We start from the raw sequence: 17689 nt of genomic DNA on the forward strand, positions 1-17689 counted from the left end.
CGGGAATCGGGAATGGAGAATCGGGAATGGGAAAAGCGGCGCTACGGAGCAACCGATTCCCTATTCCCTACTCCCTGTTCCCAGCTTTCAAATCAGACGTCGTGGTTGTCGGTGTACGGCAGCAGCGACAGGAAGCGGGCGCGCTTGATGGCGGTGGCCAGCTGGCGCTGGTAGCGCGCCTTGGTGCCGGTGATGCGGCTCGGGACGATCTTGCCGTTCTCGGTGACGTACTGGCGCAGGGTGTTGAGATCCTTGTAGTCGATCTCTTTCACGTCTTCGGCAGTGAAGCGGCAGAACTTGCGGCGGCGGAAAAACTTGGACATGGTCTTGGGTTCCTATCAGTCGTCGCTGTCGCGATGGTTGTCGTCGCGGTCACGGCCGCGGCCTTCGCCCTCACCCTCGTCGTCACGGCGACGGGTGGTCTTGGCGTCGTCCTTTTCCTTCGACTTCAGGATGAAGGACGGCTCGGTATCGGCTTCGTCGCGACGCACCACCAGGTGGCGCAGCACGGCATCGTTGAAGCGGAAACCCGACTCCAGTTCGTTCAGCGCGTTCTGGCCAACTTCGATGTTGAGCAGCACGTAGTGCGCCTTGGCCAGGTTCACGATGGGATAGGCCAGCTGACGACGGCCCCAGTCCTCGAGACGATGGATCTTGCCGCCGTCCGCTTCGATCAGCGACTTGTAGCGCTCGATCATCGCCGGAACCTGTTCGCTCTGGTCAGGGTGGACCAGAAACACGATCTCGTAATGACGCAGGGTCATTGTGGGTTGACTCCTTGTGGATGCGGCCGGATGGCCTCGCAGCCTCCCGCCGTGGCGGTGAGGCAAGTGTGCTGCCCGCCAGAATGGGCGCGGACAGAAGCGGAATTGTAAGCCGGCGACGCAGCAACCCGCAAGTCGTTGAAGCACAAGTCGTTGGGGCACGAGGGACGCGCTGCGTCCGCGGCGGACTCAGCTGACCGTAAAGCTCTCGCCGCAACCGCAGGCGCCGGTGGCGTTGGGATTGTGAAACACGAAGCTGGCGTTCAGGCCCTGGCGCTGGAAATCGATCACCACGCCCTCGACCAGCGCCACGCTGCTGTCGTTGATGATCAGCGGCAGGCCATCCACCTCGACCATCTGGTCGCCGTCACCGACAGTGTCGGCCAGATCCACCACATAGGCGAAGCCGGAGCAGCCCGTGCGCTTGACCCCGAAGCGCACGCCGGCCGCGGCGGGCGAGCCGGCCAGAAAATGGCGCATGCGTTCGTTGGCGACGGGGGTAATGGTGATGCTCATGATGCGACAAGACCTCGATTGATGCCCGAACATTCGCGGCCCGGGCAATGCCTACATTATCATGGCGGTTTGGCGCGCGCCGTCCGGCGGCACCACTCAACCACCTTGCACCCAGATGCGGTGCCCGCCCAGGAGTTTCAATCGATGGCCGCAGTCAGCCCCAGCATTTGCAGCGTGAAACAGGCGCTGTCCGGCACGATCGACGCGGGCAGCGCGGTCACCGTGCGCGGCTGGGTGCGTACGCGACGCGATTCCAAGGCCGGGCTGTCGTTCGTCAACGTCACCGACGGCTCCTGCTTCGACCCGATCCAGGCGGTGGTGCCGGCCACGCTGGGCAATTACGACAGCGAGGTGAAACATCTCACCGCGGGCGCGGGCGTGATCGTCAGCGGCACGCTGGTGCCCTCGCAGGGCAAGGGCCAGACGTTCGAGATCCAGGCCAGCGAGGTGATCGTCACCGGCCTGGTCGACGATCCGGAAACCTACCCGATCCAGCCCAAGCAGCACTCGATGGAATTCCTGCGCGAGGTGGCCCACCTGCGCCCGCGCACCAACCTGTTCGGCGCGGTGACGCGCGTGCGCCACACGATGATGACGGCGATCCACCGCCATCTCACCGAGCAGGGTTTCTTCTGGATCAACACCCCGATCATCACCACCTCCGACGCCGAGGGCGCCGGCGACATGTTCCGGCTGTCCACGCTGGATCTCGCCAACCTGCCGCGCACGCCCGACGGCAAGATCGATTTCCGCAAGGATTTCTTCGGCCGCGAGGCGTTCCTCACCGTATCCGGCCAGCTCAACGTGGAGGCGTACTGCCTGGCGATGAGCAAGGTCTACACCTTCGGCCCCACCTTCCGCGCGGAGAACTCCAACACGCCGCGCCACCTGGCCGAGTTCTGGATGGTGGAGCCGGAAATCGCCTTCGCCGACCTCAACGCGGACGCCGATTGCGCCGAGGGGTTCCTGAAGGCGATCTTCAAGGCAGTGCTGGACGAGCGCGCCGACGACATGGCGTTCTTCGCCGAACGCGTGCTGCCGGAGGCGATCAGCCGCATCGAGGCGTTCATCGCCCAGCCGTTCGAGCGCATCGACTACACCGACGCCATCGAGATCCTGAAAAAGTCGGGTCAGAAGTTTGAATTCCCCGTGGAATGGGGCGTCGACCTGCAGACCGAACACGAGCGCTACCTGGCCGAGAAACATATCGGCCGCCCCGTGGTCGTAATGAATTACCCCGAGGCGATCAAGGCGTTCTACATGCGCTTGAACGACGACGAAAAAACCGTGGCGGCGATGGACGTGCTGGCGCCGGGCATCGGCGAGATCATCGGCGGTGCGCAGCGCGAGGAGCGCCTGGATTACCTCGACCGCCGCATGCAGAAATTCAACCTCGACGCCACCACGTACGGCTGGTACCGCGACCTGCGCCGCTACGGCACCGTGCCGCATGCGGGCTTCGGCCTCGGTTTCGAACGGCTGCTCGTTTACGTGTGCGGCCTGTCCAACATCCGCGATGCCATCCCCTTCCCGCGCGCGGCGGGGCTGGCGGAATTCTGAGTAACGACTGGCCATGACCCATCGATTGCCCCTGCTGCTTGCCCTGCTCCTCGGCGTCCTGCTGACCGGTTGCCACAGCGTGAAAACGCTGCTGCCGCCCAACCTCCGGCCGTCGACGGAAACCGGCAACACCCGTGACGAGGCGATGCAACACCTGCTGCAGGCGACCCCGTGCTGCAGCAGTTTTGCCGACTTTTCCTACCAGCACATGCTGCCGTGGCAGCCGCAGAAATTCACGCTGGGCAACGGCGGCATGGTGGCCAACCTCAACGGCACACACAGTTATTTCCTGGCGTTCCGACTGCCCGTGGACGCCAAGCTGCCGTACCGGGTGGCGCTGAAATCCGAATTGAACGGTCGTTGGCTGCACAGCAGCTATCTGTTTGCACCGACCATCGTGCTGCTGGATGGCGGCTTCCAGCCGATCCGTTCCAAGGACATCGACCTGTGCGAACACATGGGGTGGGGCGAGGAAACCACCGGCGCGTTCGGCAGCCTGAACATCGACAGCGACAAGGCGCGCTACCTGCTGGTCTACAGCTCGGCCGCGCAGCAATCAGGGCAGACCTACTGGGAGCAATCGCCCGCCGCCTTCAGCACCAAGGCCACCTTGAACATGAACTCCGCCGGCAGCTTCAGCGTGCCGCACGGGCCGGACGGCACGCTGTGGGTCGGCATGATGAACACCACCTACGCCAAGGCCATAGACAACGCGATCTGCAAGAAAGCGCCCGAGGGCAATGGCGTGTTGAGCACCTTGCGCACCGCGCTGCCCACGCCGTGGAGCCACCACGCTGGCGACAGCAGCGGTAGCGACAACGCCGGCGATCGGGCCCGCAGCCCGTGATCGTCCTCTATCTCGGTTTGCTGCTCGCCGGCGTCGCGCTGTTCGTGCTCTCGTACGCCGCCCATTTCCGGGTGGCTGCCTTGCTGCGGCAGCGCTACCCGCAGCAGTGGAAAATCATCGCCGAGCCGGAAAACGGCAAGGCCGGCACGATGCGCACCTGGATGCGCATGCAATACGCGCTGCGTTCGCCCGCCCTGCCAGCGCTGGAGGACGCATCCATCGACCGCTGGCGCGCCATCTGGCGCTACAGCCCCTGGCTGGGCTGGTTGTGCTGGCTTGGCGCGCTGGCGATGCGTCTGTTGCTGCATTGATGCGCGTCCCGCGCGCCCCGAGGGAGAACGCCGATGCGACTTGATCTGACGGGACGCCACGCGCTGGTTTGCGGCGCATCGCAAGGCATCGGCCGCGCCTGCGCCATCGAGCTGGCGCTGCTGGGCGCCGACGTGACGGTGCTGGCGCGCCGCGCCGACGTGCTGGCCGCACTGGCAAACGAACTGCCGCGCAGCCACGCGGCACAACGACACGGCTTCCTGGTCGCCGACGTGGCCGACACCGAAACGCTGCGCCGGCAGGTCGACGGACTGGTGGCAGCGCACCCGGTGCACATCCTCATCAACAACAGCGGCGGCCCGCCGCCGGGCGACATCGCCACCGCCGAACCGGCCACCTTTCTGGACGCCTACCGTCGGCACCTGCTGGCCAACCACACGCTGGCGCAGGCCGTGTTGCCCGGCATGCGAGCGGCAGGCTGGGGCCGCATCGTCAACATCATCTCCACTTCGGTGAAGGAGCCGATCGCGGGCATCGGCGTGTCGAACGCCACGCGTGGCGCGGTGGCGAACTGGGCCAAGACACTGGCGGGCGAAGTGGCCGCCGACGGCATCACCGTCAACAACGTGTTGCCCGGCTCCACCGATACGCCGCGCATTGCGCAGATCGTGGCGGCGAAGGCGCAGACCAGCGGCCGCAGCATGCATGACGTGCAGCAGGCGATGGCGTCGGCGATCCCGATCGGCCGCTTCGCCGACCCCGCCGAAACCGCCGCGGCGGTGGCTTTTCTGGCCTCACCCGCCGCCAGCTACATCACCGGCATCAACCTGCCGGTGGATGGCGGTCGCACCCGTTCGCTGTAATGGAAAAACATCGCGGTGCCGCGGCTTCATGGCCGCTGCATACGCCCGCGTTCGGTGCAATTGCAGGCGGCTGGACGTAAGCTTGGCGGATGCCATCGCTGCAATTCGCCAATCTGATCGACGGTCGCCTGCAGGCACCGCTCATCGATCGATGGCTGGATGTGCATGAGCCGGCCACCGGCCAGGTGTTCGCCCAATGTCCGGATTCCGGCGCCGATGACGTCGATGCCGCTGTGGCGGCGGCCAGCGCGGCCGCATCGGCATGGGCCGCCACACCGATCGACCAGCGTGCCGCCTTGCTGTTGCGGCTGGCTGCACTGATCGAGGCACGGCTGGAGGAATTCGCCGCGCTGGAGTCGCGCGACAGCGGCAAACCCGTGGCGCTGGCCCGTCGCCTGGACATCCCCCGTGCGGTCAGCAACCTGCGCCACTTCGCTGCCGCCATCACCCACTGGGGCAGCGAATCGCACGCCATGGAAAACGGCGTGCCGGGCAGCGGCGCCATCAACTACACCTTGCGCCAGCCACTGGGCGTGGTCGGTTGCATCAGCCCGTGGAACCTGCCGCTGTACCTGTTCAGCTGGAAGATCGCGCCCGCGCTGGCGGCTGGCAATACGGTGGTGGCCAAGCCCTCGGAAATCACGCCCTGCACCGCCGCGCTTCTGGGCGAGCTGAGTATCGAGGCGGGCTTTCCGGCCGGCGTGCTGAACATCGTGCAGGGCCACGGGCCCACCGTGGGCCAGGCACTGGTCGACCACCCGCGGGTGCGCGCGATCTCCTTCACCGGCAGCACCGTCACCGGCGCGACCATCGCCGCTGCCGCTGCATCGCAGTTCAAGAAAGTGTCGCTGGAAATGGGCGGCAAGAACCCGGCCATCGTGTTCGCCGACGCCGACCTTTCCGACGCGAACATGGACACCATCGTGCGCTCGGGCTTCGCCAACCAGGGCGAGATCTGCCTGTGCGGTTCGCGCCTGCTGGTGCAGCGATCGATCTACGACGCGTTTCGCACCCGCTATCTGGCGCGGGTGCAGGCGCTGCGCGTGGGTGACCCGGATGACGCCGACAGCGACCTGGGCGCGATGGTCTCGAAAAGCCACCACGACAAGGTGTTGGGCTGCATCGCACAGGCCCGCGCCGAAGGCGGCCGCGTGCTTTGCGGCGGGGAAGCCGTGCGACTCCCCGGCCGCTGCGCCGGGGGCTGGTTCATCGCGCCCACGGTGATCGAAGGGCTGGAAAACGCCGCGACCACCAACCAGCAGGAAATCTTCGGCCCGGTGGTCAGCCTGATCCCGTTCGAGGACGAGGCCGAAGCGCTGGCGATCGCCAACGACAGCCGTTACGGGCTGGCCGCGTCGCTGTGGACGCAGGACCTATCCCGCGCGCACCGTCTCGGCGCCGCGCTGCAATTCGGCATCGTCTGGATCAACTGCTGGCTGCTGCGCGACCTGCGCACGCCATTCGGCGGCACCAAACAATCCGGGCTCGGGCGCGAGGGAGGCAGCGACGCGCTGTACTTCTTCACCGAGCCGAAAAACATCTGCATACGCTTTTGAAACCTGAACGGGAACCTTGATGAATTCACTGAAAGATCTGCTTGCCAGCAACCGGCGCTGGGCCGCCAGCGTCACCGCGCAGGAGCCGGACTTCTTCGAGAAGCTGGCGCAGCAGCAGGCACCGAAATACCTGTGGATCGGCTGCTCCGACTCGCGCGTGCCGGCCACCCAGATCGTGGACCTGCCGCCGGGCGAGATCTTCGTGCATCGCAACGTGGCCAACGTGGTGGTGCACACCGACCTCAACGCGCTGAGCACCATCCAGTTCGCGGTGGACGTGCTCAAGGTCAAGCACATCCTGGTGGTCGGCCACTACGGCTGCGGTGGCGTGGGCGCCGTGCTCAATCAATCCCATCTGGGCTTGATCGACAACTGGCTGCGGCACATCGACGACATCGCGATGAAGCACAGCGGCGTACTCGATCCCGCCGAGGCCTTCGCGGTGCGCCATGCGCGGCTGTGCGAACTGAATGCGATCGAGCAGGCGCTCAACGTGTGCCGCACCACAGTGGTACGCGAGGCCTGGGATCGCGGCCAGGAGCTGGCGGTGCACGCGTGGATCTACGGCCTCGACGACGGCTGCATCCAGGATCTCGGCCTCGATGTGCGCGGGCACGAGCAATTGCACGAGTCCTACGAACAGTCGCTGGTGAACCTGGCCGAGCGCTGGAAAGCCCGCGCGTGAGCGGCATCGTACGCACCGACGCCGCGCCCGCGCCGGTCGGTGCGTACCCGCACGCGCGGCGTGTGGGCAACCTGCTGTTCCTGTCCGGCGTGGGCCCACGCCAGCCGGGCAGCGATGCGATCCCGGGCAACGTCCACGATGCGGACGGACGACTGATCGGCTACGACATCGAAGCGCAGTGCCATCAGGTTTTCGCCAACGTGCGCGCCGTGCTGGAAGCCAGCGGCGCGGCCTGGGCCGACCTGGTGGACGTCACCGTGTTCCTGACCGACATGGAACGCGATTTCGCCGCCTACAACCGCCTCTACGCGGAATACTTCGCCGGCGTGGACGCCTGCCGCACCACGCTGGGCATCACCCGTCTGCCCACACCCATCGCCATCGAAGTGAAGTGCGTGGCCGCGATCGCCGCTTCCGCCCCTTGACCATCCGTCGCTGGCGCCTTACGCCAGACAGATCCGCAGCAATTTTTCGATCAACTGCTGCACCGCCGGCGCCTTCGCCTCGTCGTAGGCGAAGGTTTCCTCGTCCATGTAATGGCGCTGCGCCAGCTCCAGTTGCACCGCCTGCACGCCGCTTGCGGGCGCGCCGTAATGGCGGGTGATGTAGCCGCCCTTGAAGCGCCCGTTGACCGCCACGCTGAAGCGCGTTTGCGCGGCCAGGCACGCTTCGAGCTGCGCCTGCAAAGCGGGACTGCAACTGGCGCCGGCAGCTGTGCCGAGGTTGAAATCCGGCAAGCTGCCGTCGAACAGCATCGGCACCTTGCTGCGGATGGAATGGCCCTCCCACAACACCACGCGGCCGTGCGCCGCCTGTAGCCGTGCCAGCTCATCCGCCAGCGCCCGATGATACGGGCGCCAGTAGTCATCGATGCGTTGCTGCGCTTCCGCCGCATCGACCGGCTCGGCCGCGCTGTACAGCGGTTCACCATCGAAGCCGATCAACGGCACCAGTCCGGTTTCGCGCTGGCCCGGGTACAGCGCATGACCATCGGCGGGACGATTGAGATCGACCACGTAGCGCGACGCCAGCGGTCGCAGCACGCTGGCTCCCAGCACCTGCGCCAGCGGTTCGTACAACCGCCCCACATGCCAGTCGGTATCCGGCGAACGGCGCGCCGGCGGACGCATGCGCGCGGCGATGGGAGGAGGAATGAAACTGCTGTCGTGCGGCAGGCTGATCAGCAGCGGCACGCGGCCGCGTCGCAAGGTGAAGGTATCCATGGCGGCCATGGTACTCAACGCATCAGCACCAGTTCTTCGGACGACGTGGGATGGATCGCCAGCGTGGCGTCCAGGTCGCGCTTGCGCAGGCCCAACTTCAGCGCCACGGCAAATCCCTGCAGCATCTCGTCCGCGCCCGGACCTAGCGCATGGATGCCGACCACCCGCTCCTCGGCGCCCACGCAGACCAGCTTCATCAGGCTCTGCCCCGGTTCATCGGCCAGGGCCCATTGCATCGGCGTGAAGCGGCTGCGATAGACCACCACCTGATCGCCGTGATGCCGGCGCGCCTGTGCCTCGGTCATGCCCACCGTACCCAACGGCGGCTTGCTGAACACCACGCTGGGAATGTTTTCGCCATCGAGATGCGCCTCCGGCTGGCCACCGAACAGGCGATCGGCGAGATGACGCCCGGCCGCCACGGCGACCGGCGTCAGCGCCCTGTCGGTGCTGGCGTCGCCGATCGCCAGGATGCCTTCCACGCTGGTTCTCTGCTGCGCGTCGACCTGCACGCGGCCACGCTCATCGGTGCGCACGCCCACGGCCGGCAGGTCCAGCTCGTCGGTATTGGGTACCCGCCCGACCGCCCACAGCAAGGCGTCGTAGGGGCCGTCCACGCCGGTCGTCGCGTCATCCAGCAGGATGCCGGCATCCGTGCGGCGCGCCGCCGTCACGTCGGTGTTGTAGCGCACGCGAATGCCCTGCCCGTGCATGTGCGTCGCCAGCGCCTGCACCAGCTCGTCGTCGAAACCCTGCAGCAGTCGTTCGCGCGCCAGCACCGTCACCTCGCTGCCCAGCGCCTGCAGCAGGCCCGCAAACTCCACCGCGATGTAACCACCACCCACGATCACGGTGCGGCGCGGGCAGGTCGACAGCGCAAAGACGTCGTCCGACACCATGCCCAGATCGAAGCCCGGCAACGGCAACGTGCGTGGCCGGCCGCCGGTGGCGATCACGATGTGCGGCGCCCGCAGGCGGTTACCGTCGGCAAGTTCGACCGCGTCGGGCCCTACAAACCGCGCGCGGTGCGGGAACCGCTGCACGTTCGCCCGCTGCAACCGCTCGCCGTAGCGCTGCTCGATCCCCTCGATGTAACGCGCCCGCACCGCGCGAAAGCGCGCCCAGTCCAGCGGGCCCGGTTGCGATGCAAAACCCACCTCGGTGGCAAGCCGCTGCGCCTGCTCCCATTGCGCCGCGAACCACAAGGCCTTCTTCGGTACGCAACCGCGATGCACGCAGGTGCCGCCCAGCGCGGCCGGATCGACCAGCGTCACGCGTGCGCCGTGTTCCGCGGCGCGAAGCGCAGTCGCCAGCCCGCCGGAGCCGGCCCCGAGCACGATCAGATCTGGATGGGGCGTCATGATGTTTTTCCCGGGGAAGATGCCGGAAGTGTCGCCGGCCGGCCGGGATCGTGGCGTCAACGCGATCGCCGCGGTAAAAAATCCCCCTCGCACCCACGGGCGTCCCGACCGCACGGAACGCCGCGCCATGCTGGCGCGCAGCTTGCCCAACGGGCGTGTCCCGTGCAGGCTCTCGAAAAAGGTCCGGAGGCTTGCGCATGCAAATACGCTGGATATCCGCCATCTGCTGCACGGTGCTGCTGGCGACCGCGCCGCTGTTCGCGCAGTCGTTCAGCGCGTCCGAAATCACGTTTTTCCGGGCGCTCAACGAGCAGCCGAACGATCTGGCCCGCTACCTCTACGTGCTCAAGGTGATGCCACAATTCGCCCCGCGCGAACGACAGCTGGCGATGCAGATGTTCGCCTCGGTCGAGAACGAGCTGGGCTTCTACAACGAGGCGGTGCGCGACTTTCCGCTGAAAAGCCATGTGCCGGCCGACACCACGCTGCCGACAACCGACGCATGGAAGGCCGCCAGCGCCGTCGATGTGGTTGCCCGGCTAGCCACCGACCGGCGCATCGTGATGGTCAACGAAGCCCACCACGATGCGCACACGCGCGAGTTGACGCTGGCGCTGCTGCCTCGACTGCGTGCCCTTGGCTTCGATTATTTCGCGGTCGAGGCACTGGGCAAGGATCGCGGCCTGGCGAAACGCGGCTATCCGCTGAAAACCGACGGCAGCGACTACCTGCATGAGCCGCTTTACGGCGAGATCGTGCGCCAGGCGTTGCGACTCGGGTTCACGGTGGTCGCCTATGACACCGAGGGCGCCAAGGGTCAGGCGCGCGAAACCGGGCAGGCGAAAAACCTCTACGAGAAGGTTTTTGCGCACGATCCGGCGGCCAGGCTGTTCGTGCACGCGGGTTACGCCCACATCGACAAGGCACGCGGGCGGCTGGGCGCGATCGATTCGATGGCGATGCGCCTGCAGAAACTGACCGGCCTGGTGCCGCTGTCGATCGACCAGACCCAGTTTCGCGAACAGCTCCCCGCCGAGCCGGACGAGGCCTATCAACAACTGGTGACACGCTTCGAACCGGCCGGACCGACCGTGCTGCTCAACCGCACCGACGGCCATGCCTGGAGCGCCCACCCCGACCAGTACGATCTCAACGTGATCCTGCCGGCCTCGGGCATGGGCGCCGTCGAAAGCGGCTACACCCAACCCTGGACGATGGTGCACAACACCACGCGCTCCCTGCCGATGCTCTCGCACGAGGTCAATGCGCAACGACCGCCATGGCTGACGTTGGACGGCGAGCGACGTCCGCTGAACATCAGCACCGCGCTGTGCAAGGCGGTCGTCCCCTGCGTCGTCGACGCGCATTACCCGGACGAGCCAGACGATGCCATCGCCGCCGATCGCTACGCCTTCCTGCAAGGCGACACCGTGACCAAGCTCTACCTGCGCCCCGGCCGCTACCGCCTGCGGGCCTGGGGCATCAACGGCAACACGCTGTCCGACAAATTCGTCGAGGTGCGCCCGCGCTAGCGGCGACGATGGCGGTCGCCGTCCCCCAACACCACAAAATTCCTCTTCTTTCTCACAACTTCCTTACAAGTGATTGATTTGATAACCTCGAGATCGTTGCCACCGAGGGGCTCCCGTGAATCCTGAGCCAAACGTCTGCCACGTCGCCGCACCCTTGCCATGGCGTGCCGTGCGCTACGGGTTGCTGGGCGGCATGGCGTTGCTGCTGGCCGCCTGCGCCGGCACACCACACAAGCGCCAACCTACCTACAAAACCTCGCATTCCGCCCTCGCCGACCTGCCGCCCCGCGCGCCGTCGGCGGCCAGCGCGGGCGAGGCCAACGATGTGCTGTTTCGTGCCATCGGCCTCGTCGGCACGCCCTACCGCTGGGGCGGCAACACCCCCGACAGCGGGTTCGACTGCAGCGGGCTGGTCGACTACATCTACCGCGCCGCCACCGGTATTTCCCTGCCACGCACGTCACATGCCATGTCCACCATGCAGGGCCGCAAGGTCAACCGCATGACGCAACTGGCCAGCGGCGACCTGGTGTTTTTCGACATCGGTGGCGCGATCAGCCATGTCGGCGTGTATGTCGGCAAGGGCCGCTTCGTGCACGCGCCCAACAGCGGCGGCACGGTACGCCTGGATGACCTGGACGGGCCGTACTGGGGCGACCATTTCGCCTATGGAAAACGGCTGCTGGAGTGAATCCCCCACGGGAGCAAAAAAAAACGGCACCCGCGGGTGCCGTTTTTTCATGGATCGGGACGGGCTCAGGGGCGCCGCGCCAGCTCCGGGTTTTCCTTGGTGACCGGCATCAGGTCCTTCTTCGACACGCCCAGCCACAGCAGGATCGGGCTGGCCACGAAGATGGAGGACAGCGTGCCCACCAGAATGCCGATCAGCATGGTGATGGCAAAGCCGTGCACCACCGGGCCACCGAAGAAGTACAGCGCGCCCATGGTGATGCCGGTGAACAGTGAGGTGATGATGGTGCGCGACAGCGTGTTGTTGATCGAGCGGTTGAGGATCTCCTCCGGCTCGGCCTTGCGCGCCAGCCGGAACAGCTCGCGGATGCGGTCGAACACCACCACCTTGTCGTTGATGGAGTAGCCGATCACCGCCAGCACCGAAGCCAGCACGGTCATGTCGAACTCGCGCTGCACCAGCGCCAGGATGCCCAGCGTCACCAGCACGTCGTGGACCTCGGTGGCCACCGCCGCGATCGCGAAGCGGCGTTCGAAGCGGATCCACAGGTAGGCCATGATGCCCAGGATCACGAAGATCGCGGCCACGGTGCCGTCGCTGCGCAATTCGGCGCCGACTTCCGAGCCCACGTAGTCGCGGCTCTTCAGCTTGGCGTCCGGACGCGCAGCCTGCAGCGTACGGGTGACGTCGGCGGCGATACGGTCGAGGTTGACCTTGCCGTCGGCAGCCTGCAACGCGGCCGGATCATCCTTGGGCTGCATGCGGATCGACACCTCGCGGGTGCCACCCAGGGCCTGCACCACGGCATGGTCGAGGCCGCCTTTTTCCAGCGCCGCGCGCACGTCGGCGATCTCCACCGGCTGATCGTAGTCGACCACCATCGAGACGCCGCCGGTGAAATCCAGGCCATAGTTGAGGCCCTTGGTGGCGATCAGCGCCACCGAGGCCACCATCAGGAAAATGGCGATGGCGATGGTGTATTTGCGCATCCCCAGGAAGTGGATGTTGCTGTCGTGATTGAAAATTTCCATGAGCGTTCCTTAGACCGACAGCGTCTTGAGCTTGCGGTGGCCGTGGATCAGCGCGGTGAACGCGTGGGTCAGCGTCACCGAGGTGAACAGCGAGGTCAGGATGCCGATCATCAGCGTCACGCCGAAGCCCTTGATCGCGCCGGTGCCCATCGTGGTCAGCGCCAGTGCGGCGATCAGGTGGGTGACGTTGGCATCCAGAATGGTGGACCACGCCTTCTCGTAACCCGCGCGGATGGCCGCATGCGGCGTACAGCCGTTGCGCAACTCCTCACGTATGCGTTCGCAGATCAGCACGTTGGCGTCGATCGCCATGCCCAGCGTCAGCACGATGCCGGCCACGCCGGGCATGGTCAGGGTCACGCCGATCATCGACATGATCGCGATCAGCACCACCAGGTTGAAGAACAGCGCCACGTCGGCCACCAGACCGAACAGCTTGTAGTAGATGGCGGCGGCCAGCAGCACCAGCGCCAGGCCCAGCATCACCGCCTTGAAGCCCTTGTCGATGTTGTCCTGGCCCAGGCTGGCACCGATCACGCGCTCCTCGACGATGTCGGTGGGCGCGGCCAGCGCGCCGCCTTTCAACAGCAGCGCCAGGTCGGAGGCTTCCTTCGCGCTGCCCAGGCCGGTGGTCTGGAAATTCTTCCCGAACACGCCGTTGATGACGGCGTAGTTGATCACCTCCTGGGTGATCTTGGGCACGCGTACTTCCTTGCCGTCCACCACCTTGGTGTCGACCACGCGCTCGACGTAAACCACGCCCATGCGCTTGCCGACGTTGCCGGTAGTGAAGTCCAGCATCTTCTTGGCGCCGGTGGCATTCAACGTCACCGACACGGAGGGCGAACCGCTCTGCGAATCGAAGGATGAGGTGGCATCAACCAGCTCGTTGCCGGTGGCGATGATCCGCTTGCTCAGCAGGATCGGCCGCCCCGTGCCGCGCTCGTAATACAGGCGGGCATCCGGCGGCACGTTGCCGGTACGGGCCGCTTCCGCCGCCTGCGCGTCGGAGCCGCCCTCGGCGCGGTATTCCAGCGTGGCGGTGGCGCCGATCAGTTTCTTTGCCTCGGCCGGATCCTGCACGCCAGCCAGTTCCACCACGATCTTGTCTTCACCCTGCTGCTGGATCAGCGGCTCGGATACGCCCAGCGCATTGATGCGGTTGCGCAGCGTGCCCAGGTTCTGCTTGATGGTGTTGGCGGCGAGCTCGCGCAGCTTGTCCGGCTTGACCTTGGCGGTGACCACGAAGTGGCCGTCCGTGTCCGGCCCGTTGGTCACGTTGAGGTCGGGAAACGCCACGGCCATCGCGTCGGCCGCGGTGTTGCGCTCGGCGTCGGTGCGGAACGCCACGGCAATGCCGTTGCCACGCCCGGCGTTGCGGTTGGCCGACACGTAACGCAGTTTCTTTTCGCGCATCAGGTTGCGGATATCGTCCGCGTAGCTGGTTTCCTGCTTGTCGATCACGTCGTCCTGATCGACCTGCATCAGGAAGTGCACGCCACCCTGCAAGTCCAGGCCCAGCGGCATCGAGTTGGCGCCGATGGCGGTGAGCCAGCGCGGCACCGTCGGCTGCAGCTTGAACGCCACGGTGTAGCCGTCGCCCAGCGCGTCCTTGATCACGTCGGCGCCGGTCTTCTGCACGTCACTGTTGGCGAACGTGGCCAGCAGGTGGCCATCCTTCGACACGATCACCTCGCCGGCGACGACGTGCTTCTGCTGCAGCGCCGCCGCGGCCTTTTGCCGCACGGCCTGGTCGATCGGCGGCGCATCGCGGTTCGCGGTGACCTGCACGGCCGGTATCGGCTGGAACACGTTCGGCAGCGCGTAGATGACGCCGAACAACATCACCAGCGCGACCAGCGCGTACTTCCAGCGGGGGAAATCACTCATGCCATGCACCCATCAAAGCCGCGGCATCGGCCGCGGCGGTAGCGTCTATCGTTGGGAAAGCGCCGGTGTGAACCGGCGTGTTGCGGAGCAGCGGTCAGGACGATTTCAGCGAGCCCTTCGGCAACACCTGCTGTACGGCGCCCTTCTGCACCTTGACCTTCACGTTGGCGGCGATCTCCACCGTGAGGAAGGTCTCGCCCACCTCGTCCACGCGGCCGGCGATGCCGCCATTGGTGACGACCTCGTCGCCCTTGGCCAGACCCGAGACCAGCGCGCGATGCTCTTTCTGCCGCTTCATCTGCGGCCGGATCATCATGAAATACATCAGACCGAACAGCACCACCATCATGATGATCATGGACGCGCCGCCGCCGGCCGGCTGCGCCGCCGCCTGGGCAATCACGAAAGGAATCGGAAGACTCATGGTTTTAACTCGCAAGTGACGGCGCAGCCCGGCAAATCAGCTGAACGCCTGATAAAAGATCGCTGATTATGGCATGCCACCCCGGCCCCATGCACGGCGGGCGACCCGGGCCCGACAAGCCTGGCGCGACCCTGTGGAAGCGACTTCAATCGCGATGCTTTTGTTCCGCGACTCCAAAGCAAAGCGTCGCGGCTGAAGCCGCTCCTACACTCCGGCCGCCGCCTGGCGCTGGGCGTAAAACGCGGCGGTGAACGCCTCCAGCGTCTGGCTGGCGATGGCGTCGCGCAGCCCGGCCATCAGCCGCTGGTAATAGCGCAGGTTGTGCATGGTGGCCAGCTGGCTGCCCAGGATCTCGTTGCAGCGGTCCAGATGGCGCAGGTAGGCGCGGCTGAAGCCATTGGCGCAGGCGTGGCAATCGCAGCCTTCCTCGATCACCCGCGTGTCGTCGGCGAACTTCGCATTGCGGATGCGCAGCGTGCCCTCGGCGGTGAACAGGAAGCCGTTGCGCGCGTTGCGCGTGGGCATCACGCAATCGAACATGTCCACGCCGCGACGCACCGCCTCCACGATGTCCTCGGGACGACCCACGCCCATCAGGTAGCGCGGCTTGTCGTGCGGCAACAGCGGCACGGTGAAATCCAGCGCGTGGTTGCGCTCGTCCTCGGTTTCGCCCACAGCCAGGCCGCCGATGGCATAGCCGTCGAAGCCAATCTCCACCAGCCCGGCCGCCGAGCGCTGGCGCAGGTTCTCGTACACGCTGCCCTGCACGATGCCAAACAGCGCATTCGGCGGCTTTGAATTGACACGTTGCAAGTCGTCGAACGCCTGGCGCGAACGCGCCGCCCAGCGCAGCGACAGCTCCATCGAATCGCTGGCCACCTTCTCGGTCGCCGGGTACGGCGTGCATTCGTCGAAGATCATCGCGATGTCCGAATCCAGCGTGGTCTGGATCCGCATCGACACTTCGGGCGACAGGAACACCTTCGAGCCGTCCACCGGCGAAGCGAACAACACCCCTTCCTCGGTGATCTTGCGTTTGTGCGCCAGCGAGAACACCTGGAAACCGCCCGAATCGGTGAGGATGGGTTTGTCCCAGCCGATGAACCGGTGCAGCCCGCCGAATTTCTCGACGATCTCCAGCCCCGGCCGCAGGAACAGGTGGAAGGTATTGCCCAGGATGATCTCGGCGCCTGTCTCGCGCACGTCGCGCGGGGTCATCGCCTTCACCGAACCGTAGGTACCCACGGGCATGAAGGCGGGCGTTTCCACGGTGCCGCGGGCGAAACGGAGTTGGCCGCGGCGGGCGGCGCCATCGGTGGCCTGGAGGTCGAATTGCATGGAAGTCATCTGCCCATTATCGCGGGTTTGTGAGGGTGGTGCTTTTGGTTAGGCCTCCTCGTCCCTCCGGGGAGAGGATTCAGGAGAGGGGCGGGCTCGCGGGGAGGGTGATGGGTGCGCCTTTCCGACGTTGCAAGCGGCTCCGTTGCGGCTTTCCCGCGGCGTGCGCCCCCTCTCCCCTGCCCTCTCCCCGCAGGGGAGAGGGTATTACGGTGCTTTTCGGCGGTGAGGTGCGTCGTTTGCGGCTTTCGCTTGGCTCGCCTGTAGCGCAGAAGCTTGAAGACACCGTGACCTCCTCTCCCTTGGGGGGAGAGGGTTGAGGAGAGAGGCGGGTGCTTGCGGGGAAACCAGCCATCGCCGCTTCATCCGGCCCCTGCTAAATTACGTCGATGAACCATCCCCTCGATATGCCCGCCCTGCACGCCAACCTGCGGGACGAGGGGTTTGCGTTCGTCACCGCGCAAGTGATGCGCACGCTGCTGCACGGCGAGGCGCTCGACGACTGGGACGCCTTCGCGGACAGCTGGAACGACCTGTCGCCTGACACTTACCTGGCCGCCAGCGGTCGCCATCGCCGTCGCCGCTACGCCACCTTTGCCGCGGCACGCGAAGGGGAAATACGGCGGCAACCGGCCCAGCCGCATTTCCAGAGCCGCAGCTACAACCATCTGCAGGGCGACATCCAGCGCTGGTTCGACCCCATCCTGCCCGCGGTGGGCGACAGCGCCAGCCTGCGCCGCATCCTGGATTTCTGCCGCGATTTCTTTGGCTCTTTGGCGCCCGCCACCACGCACTGGCATATCGAAACGCACCAGTTCCGCATCGAGGCGCGCCGCGGCGAGGATGGCGAACCCACGCCCGAGGGCGTGCATCGCGACGGCGTCGACTACGTGCTGGTGCTGCTGATCGACCGGCAGAACATCGCCAGCGGCACCACCACCATCCACGCGCCCGATCGCCACGAGCTGGGCAGTTTCACCCTGGCGCAGCCGCTGGATGCCGCGCTGGTCGATGATGCGCGCGTGTTCCACGGCGTGACCGCGGTGACGCCACTCGATCCCGACAAACCCGCCCATCGCGACGTGCTGGTAGTGACCTTTCGCGGCGTCCCCGGCAGCTAAGGATGCTCTGATCTATT

The 17689-nt window shown here is 66.1% G+C and carries 19 protein-coding genes; 10 read left to right on the top strand and 9 right to left on the bottom strand.

Going from position 1 to position 17689, the window contains the following annotated elements:
* Positions 1–92: 92 nt before the first annotated feature.
* From rpsR to UU9_RS11755, 3 genes are all read right to left on the bottom strand, one after another.
* Positions 93–323: a 30S ribosomal protein S18 gene (gene rpsR, locus UU9_RS11745; protein ID WP_007081973.1), complete on the bottom strand. Its 231-nt coding sequence runs from the start codon at positions 321–323 to the stop codon at positions 93–95.
* A 15-nt stretch (positions 324–338) separates the two neighbouring features.
* Entirely contained in the window at positions 339–764 is a 426-nt protein-coding gene (rpsF, locus tag UU9_RS11750) for a 30S ribosomal protein S6 (RefSeq protein ID WP_007081974.1), read from the bottom strand.
* A gap of 189 nt (positions 765–953) precedes the next feature.
* Complete coding sequence (locus UU9_RS11755) at positions 954–1280, bottom strand: HesB/IscA family protein (protein WP_007081975.1); 327 nt, start codon at positions 1278–1280, stop codon at positions 954–956.
* A 144-nt stretch (positions 1281–1424) separates the two neighbouring features.
* Between UU9_RS11755 and asnS the strand changes: the two genes are divergently transcribed.
* From asnS to UU9_RS11790, 7 genes are all read left to right on the top strand, one after another.
* A complete protein-coding gene (gene asnS / locus UU9_RS11760) occupies positions 1425–2840 on the top strand; it encodes an asparagine--tRNA ligase (RefSeq protein WP_007081976.1) in 1416 nt (471 codons plus the stop codon).
* Positions 2841–2853: 13 nt separating this feature from the next.
* Positions 2854–3687, top strand: coding sequence for a MalM family protein (locus UU9_RS11765; protein WP_007081977.1), 834 nt, complete (start codon positions 2854–2856; stop codon positions 3685–3687).
* Entirely contained in the window at positions 3684–3998 is a 315-nt protein-coding gene (locus UU9_RS11770; RefSeq protein ID WP_007081978.1) for a hypothetical protein, read from the top strand. The genes UU9_RS11765 and UU9_RS11770 overlap by 4 nt, the downstream gene beginning before the upstream one ends.
* Positions 3999–4031: 33 nt before the next feature.
* Positions 4032–4820, top strand: coding sequence for an SDR family oxidoreductase (locus UU9_RS11775; RefSeq protein WP_007081979.1), 789 nt, complete (start codon positions 4032–4034; stop codon positions 4818–4820).
* 89 nt (positions 4821–4909) lie between these two features.
* Positions 4910–6376 carry an aldehyde dehydrogenase gene (locus UU9_RS11780; RefSeq protein WP_007081980.1) on the top strand — a complete coding sequence of 489 codons (1467 nt, stop codon included), beginning with the start codon at positions 4910–4912 and terminating at the stop codon, positions 6374–6376.
* A gap of 19 nt (positions 6377–6395) precedes the next feature.
* A complete protein-coding gene (can, locus tag UU9_RS11785; protein WP_007081981.1) occupies positions 6396–7061 on the top strand; it encodes a carbonate dehydratase in 666 nt (221 codons plus the stop codon).
* The gene (locus UU9_RS11790) at positions 7058–7486 is read left to right on the top strand and encodes a RidA family protein (RefSeq protein ID WP_007081982.1); all 429 of its coding nucleotides are present in this window, start codon (positions 7058–7060) and stop codon (positions 7484–7486) included. The genes can and UU9_RS11790 overlap by 4 nt, the downstream gene beginning before the upstream one ends.
* Positions 7487–7504: 18 nt before the next feature.
* On the opposite strand, the gene hutG is transcribed toward UU9_RS11790, so the two are convergent.
* Both hutG and gorA read right to left on the bottom strand, forming a co-directional pair.
* Positions 7505–8284, bottom strand: a complete 780-nt coding sequence (gene hutG / locus UU9_RS11795; RefSeq protein WP_040670913.1) for an N-formylglutamate deformylase — start codon at positions 8282–8284, stop codon at positions 7505–7507.
* Positions 8285–8298: 14 nt separating this feature from the next.
* Complete coding sequence (gene gorA, locus UU9_RS11800) at positions 8299–9645, bottom strand: glutathione-disulfide reductase (RefSeq protein ID WP_007081984.1); 1347 nt, start codon at positions 9643–9645, stop codon at positions 8299–8301.
* Between the two features lie 197 nt (positions 9646–9842).
* Between gorA and UU9_RS11805 the strand changes: the two genes are divergently transcribed.
* Positions 9843–11177, top strand: a complete 1335-nt coding sequence (locus UU9_RS11805; RefSeq protein WP_007081985.1) for a hypothetical protein — start codon at positions 9843–9845, stop codon at positions 11175–11177.
* Positions 11178–11370: 193 nt separating this feature from the next.
* Complete coding sequence (locus UU9_RS11810; protein ID WP_083838973.1) at positions 11371–11868, top strand: C40 family peptidase; 498 nt, start codon at positions 11371–11373, stop codon at positions 11866–11868.
* A 65-nt stretch (positions 11869–11933) separates the two neighbouring features.
* Here UU9_RS11810 and secF read toward each other — a convergent pair whose 3' ends face one another.
* The 4 genes from secF to tgt all read right to left on the bottom strand — a co-directional run bounded on the left by secF (position 11934) and on the right by tgt (position 16560).
* On the bottom strand, positions 11934–12899 hold the full coding sequence (gene secF, locus UU9_RS11815; protein ID WP_007081987.1) for a protein translocase subunit SecF: 966 nt from the start codon (positions 12897–12899) through the stop codon (positions 11934–11936).
* Positions 12900–12908: 9 nt separating this feature from the next.
* The gene (secD, locus tag UU9_RS11820) at positions 12909–14789 is read right to left on the bottom strand and encodes a protein translocase subunit SecD (RefSeq protein ID WP_007081988.1); all 1881 of its coding nucleotides are present in this window, start codon (positions 14787–14789) and stop codon (positions 12909–12911) included.
* Between the two features lie 94 nt (positions 14790–14883).
* The gene (yajC, locus tag UU9_RS11825) at positions 14884–15213 is read right to left on the bottom strand and encodes a preprotein translocase subunit YajC (RefSeq protein WP_007081989.1); all 330 of its coding nucleotides are present in this window, start codon (positions 15211–15213) and stop codon (positions 14884–14886) included.
* A gap of 204 nt (positions 15214–15417) precedes the next feature.
* A complete protein-coding gene (gene tgt, locus UU9_RS11830; protein WP_083838972.1) occupies positions 15418–16560 on the bottom strand; it encodes a tRNA guanosine(34) transglycosylase Tgt in 1143 nt (380 codons plus the stop codon).
* Between the two features lie 380 nt (positions 16561–16940).
* On the opposite strand from tgt, the gene UU9_RS11835 reads away from it, so the two are divergent.
* A complete protein-coding gene (locus UU9_RS11835; protein WP_040670910.1) occupies positions 16941–17672 on the top strand; it encodes a 2OG-Fe dioxygenase family protein in 732 nt (243 codons plus the stop codon).
* The last annotated feature ends 17 nt before the right edge of the window (positions 17673–17689 follow it).

The organism is Rhodanobacter fulvus Jip2, from assembly GCF_000264315.1.
Taxonomy (GTDB): domain Bacteria; phylum Pseudomonadota; class Gammaproteobacteria; order Xanthomonadales; family Rhodanobacteraceae; genus Rhodanobacter; species Rhodanobacter fulvus.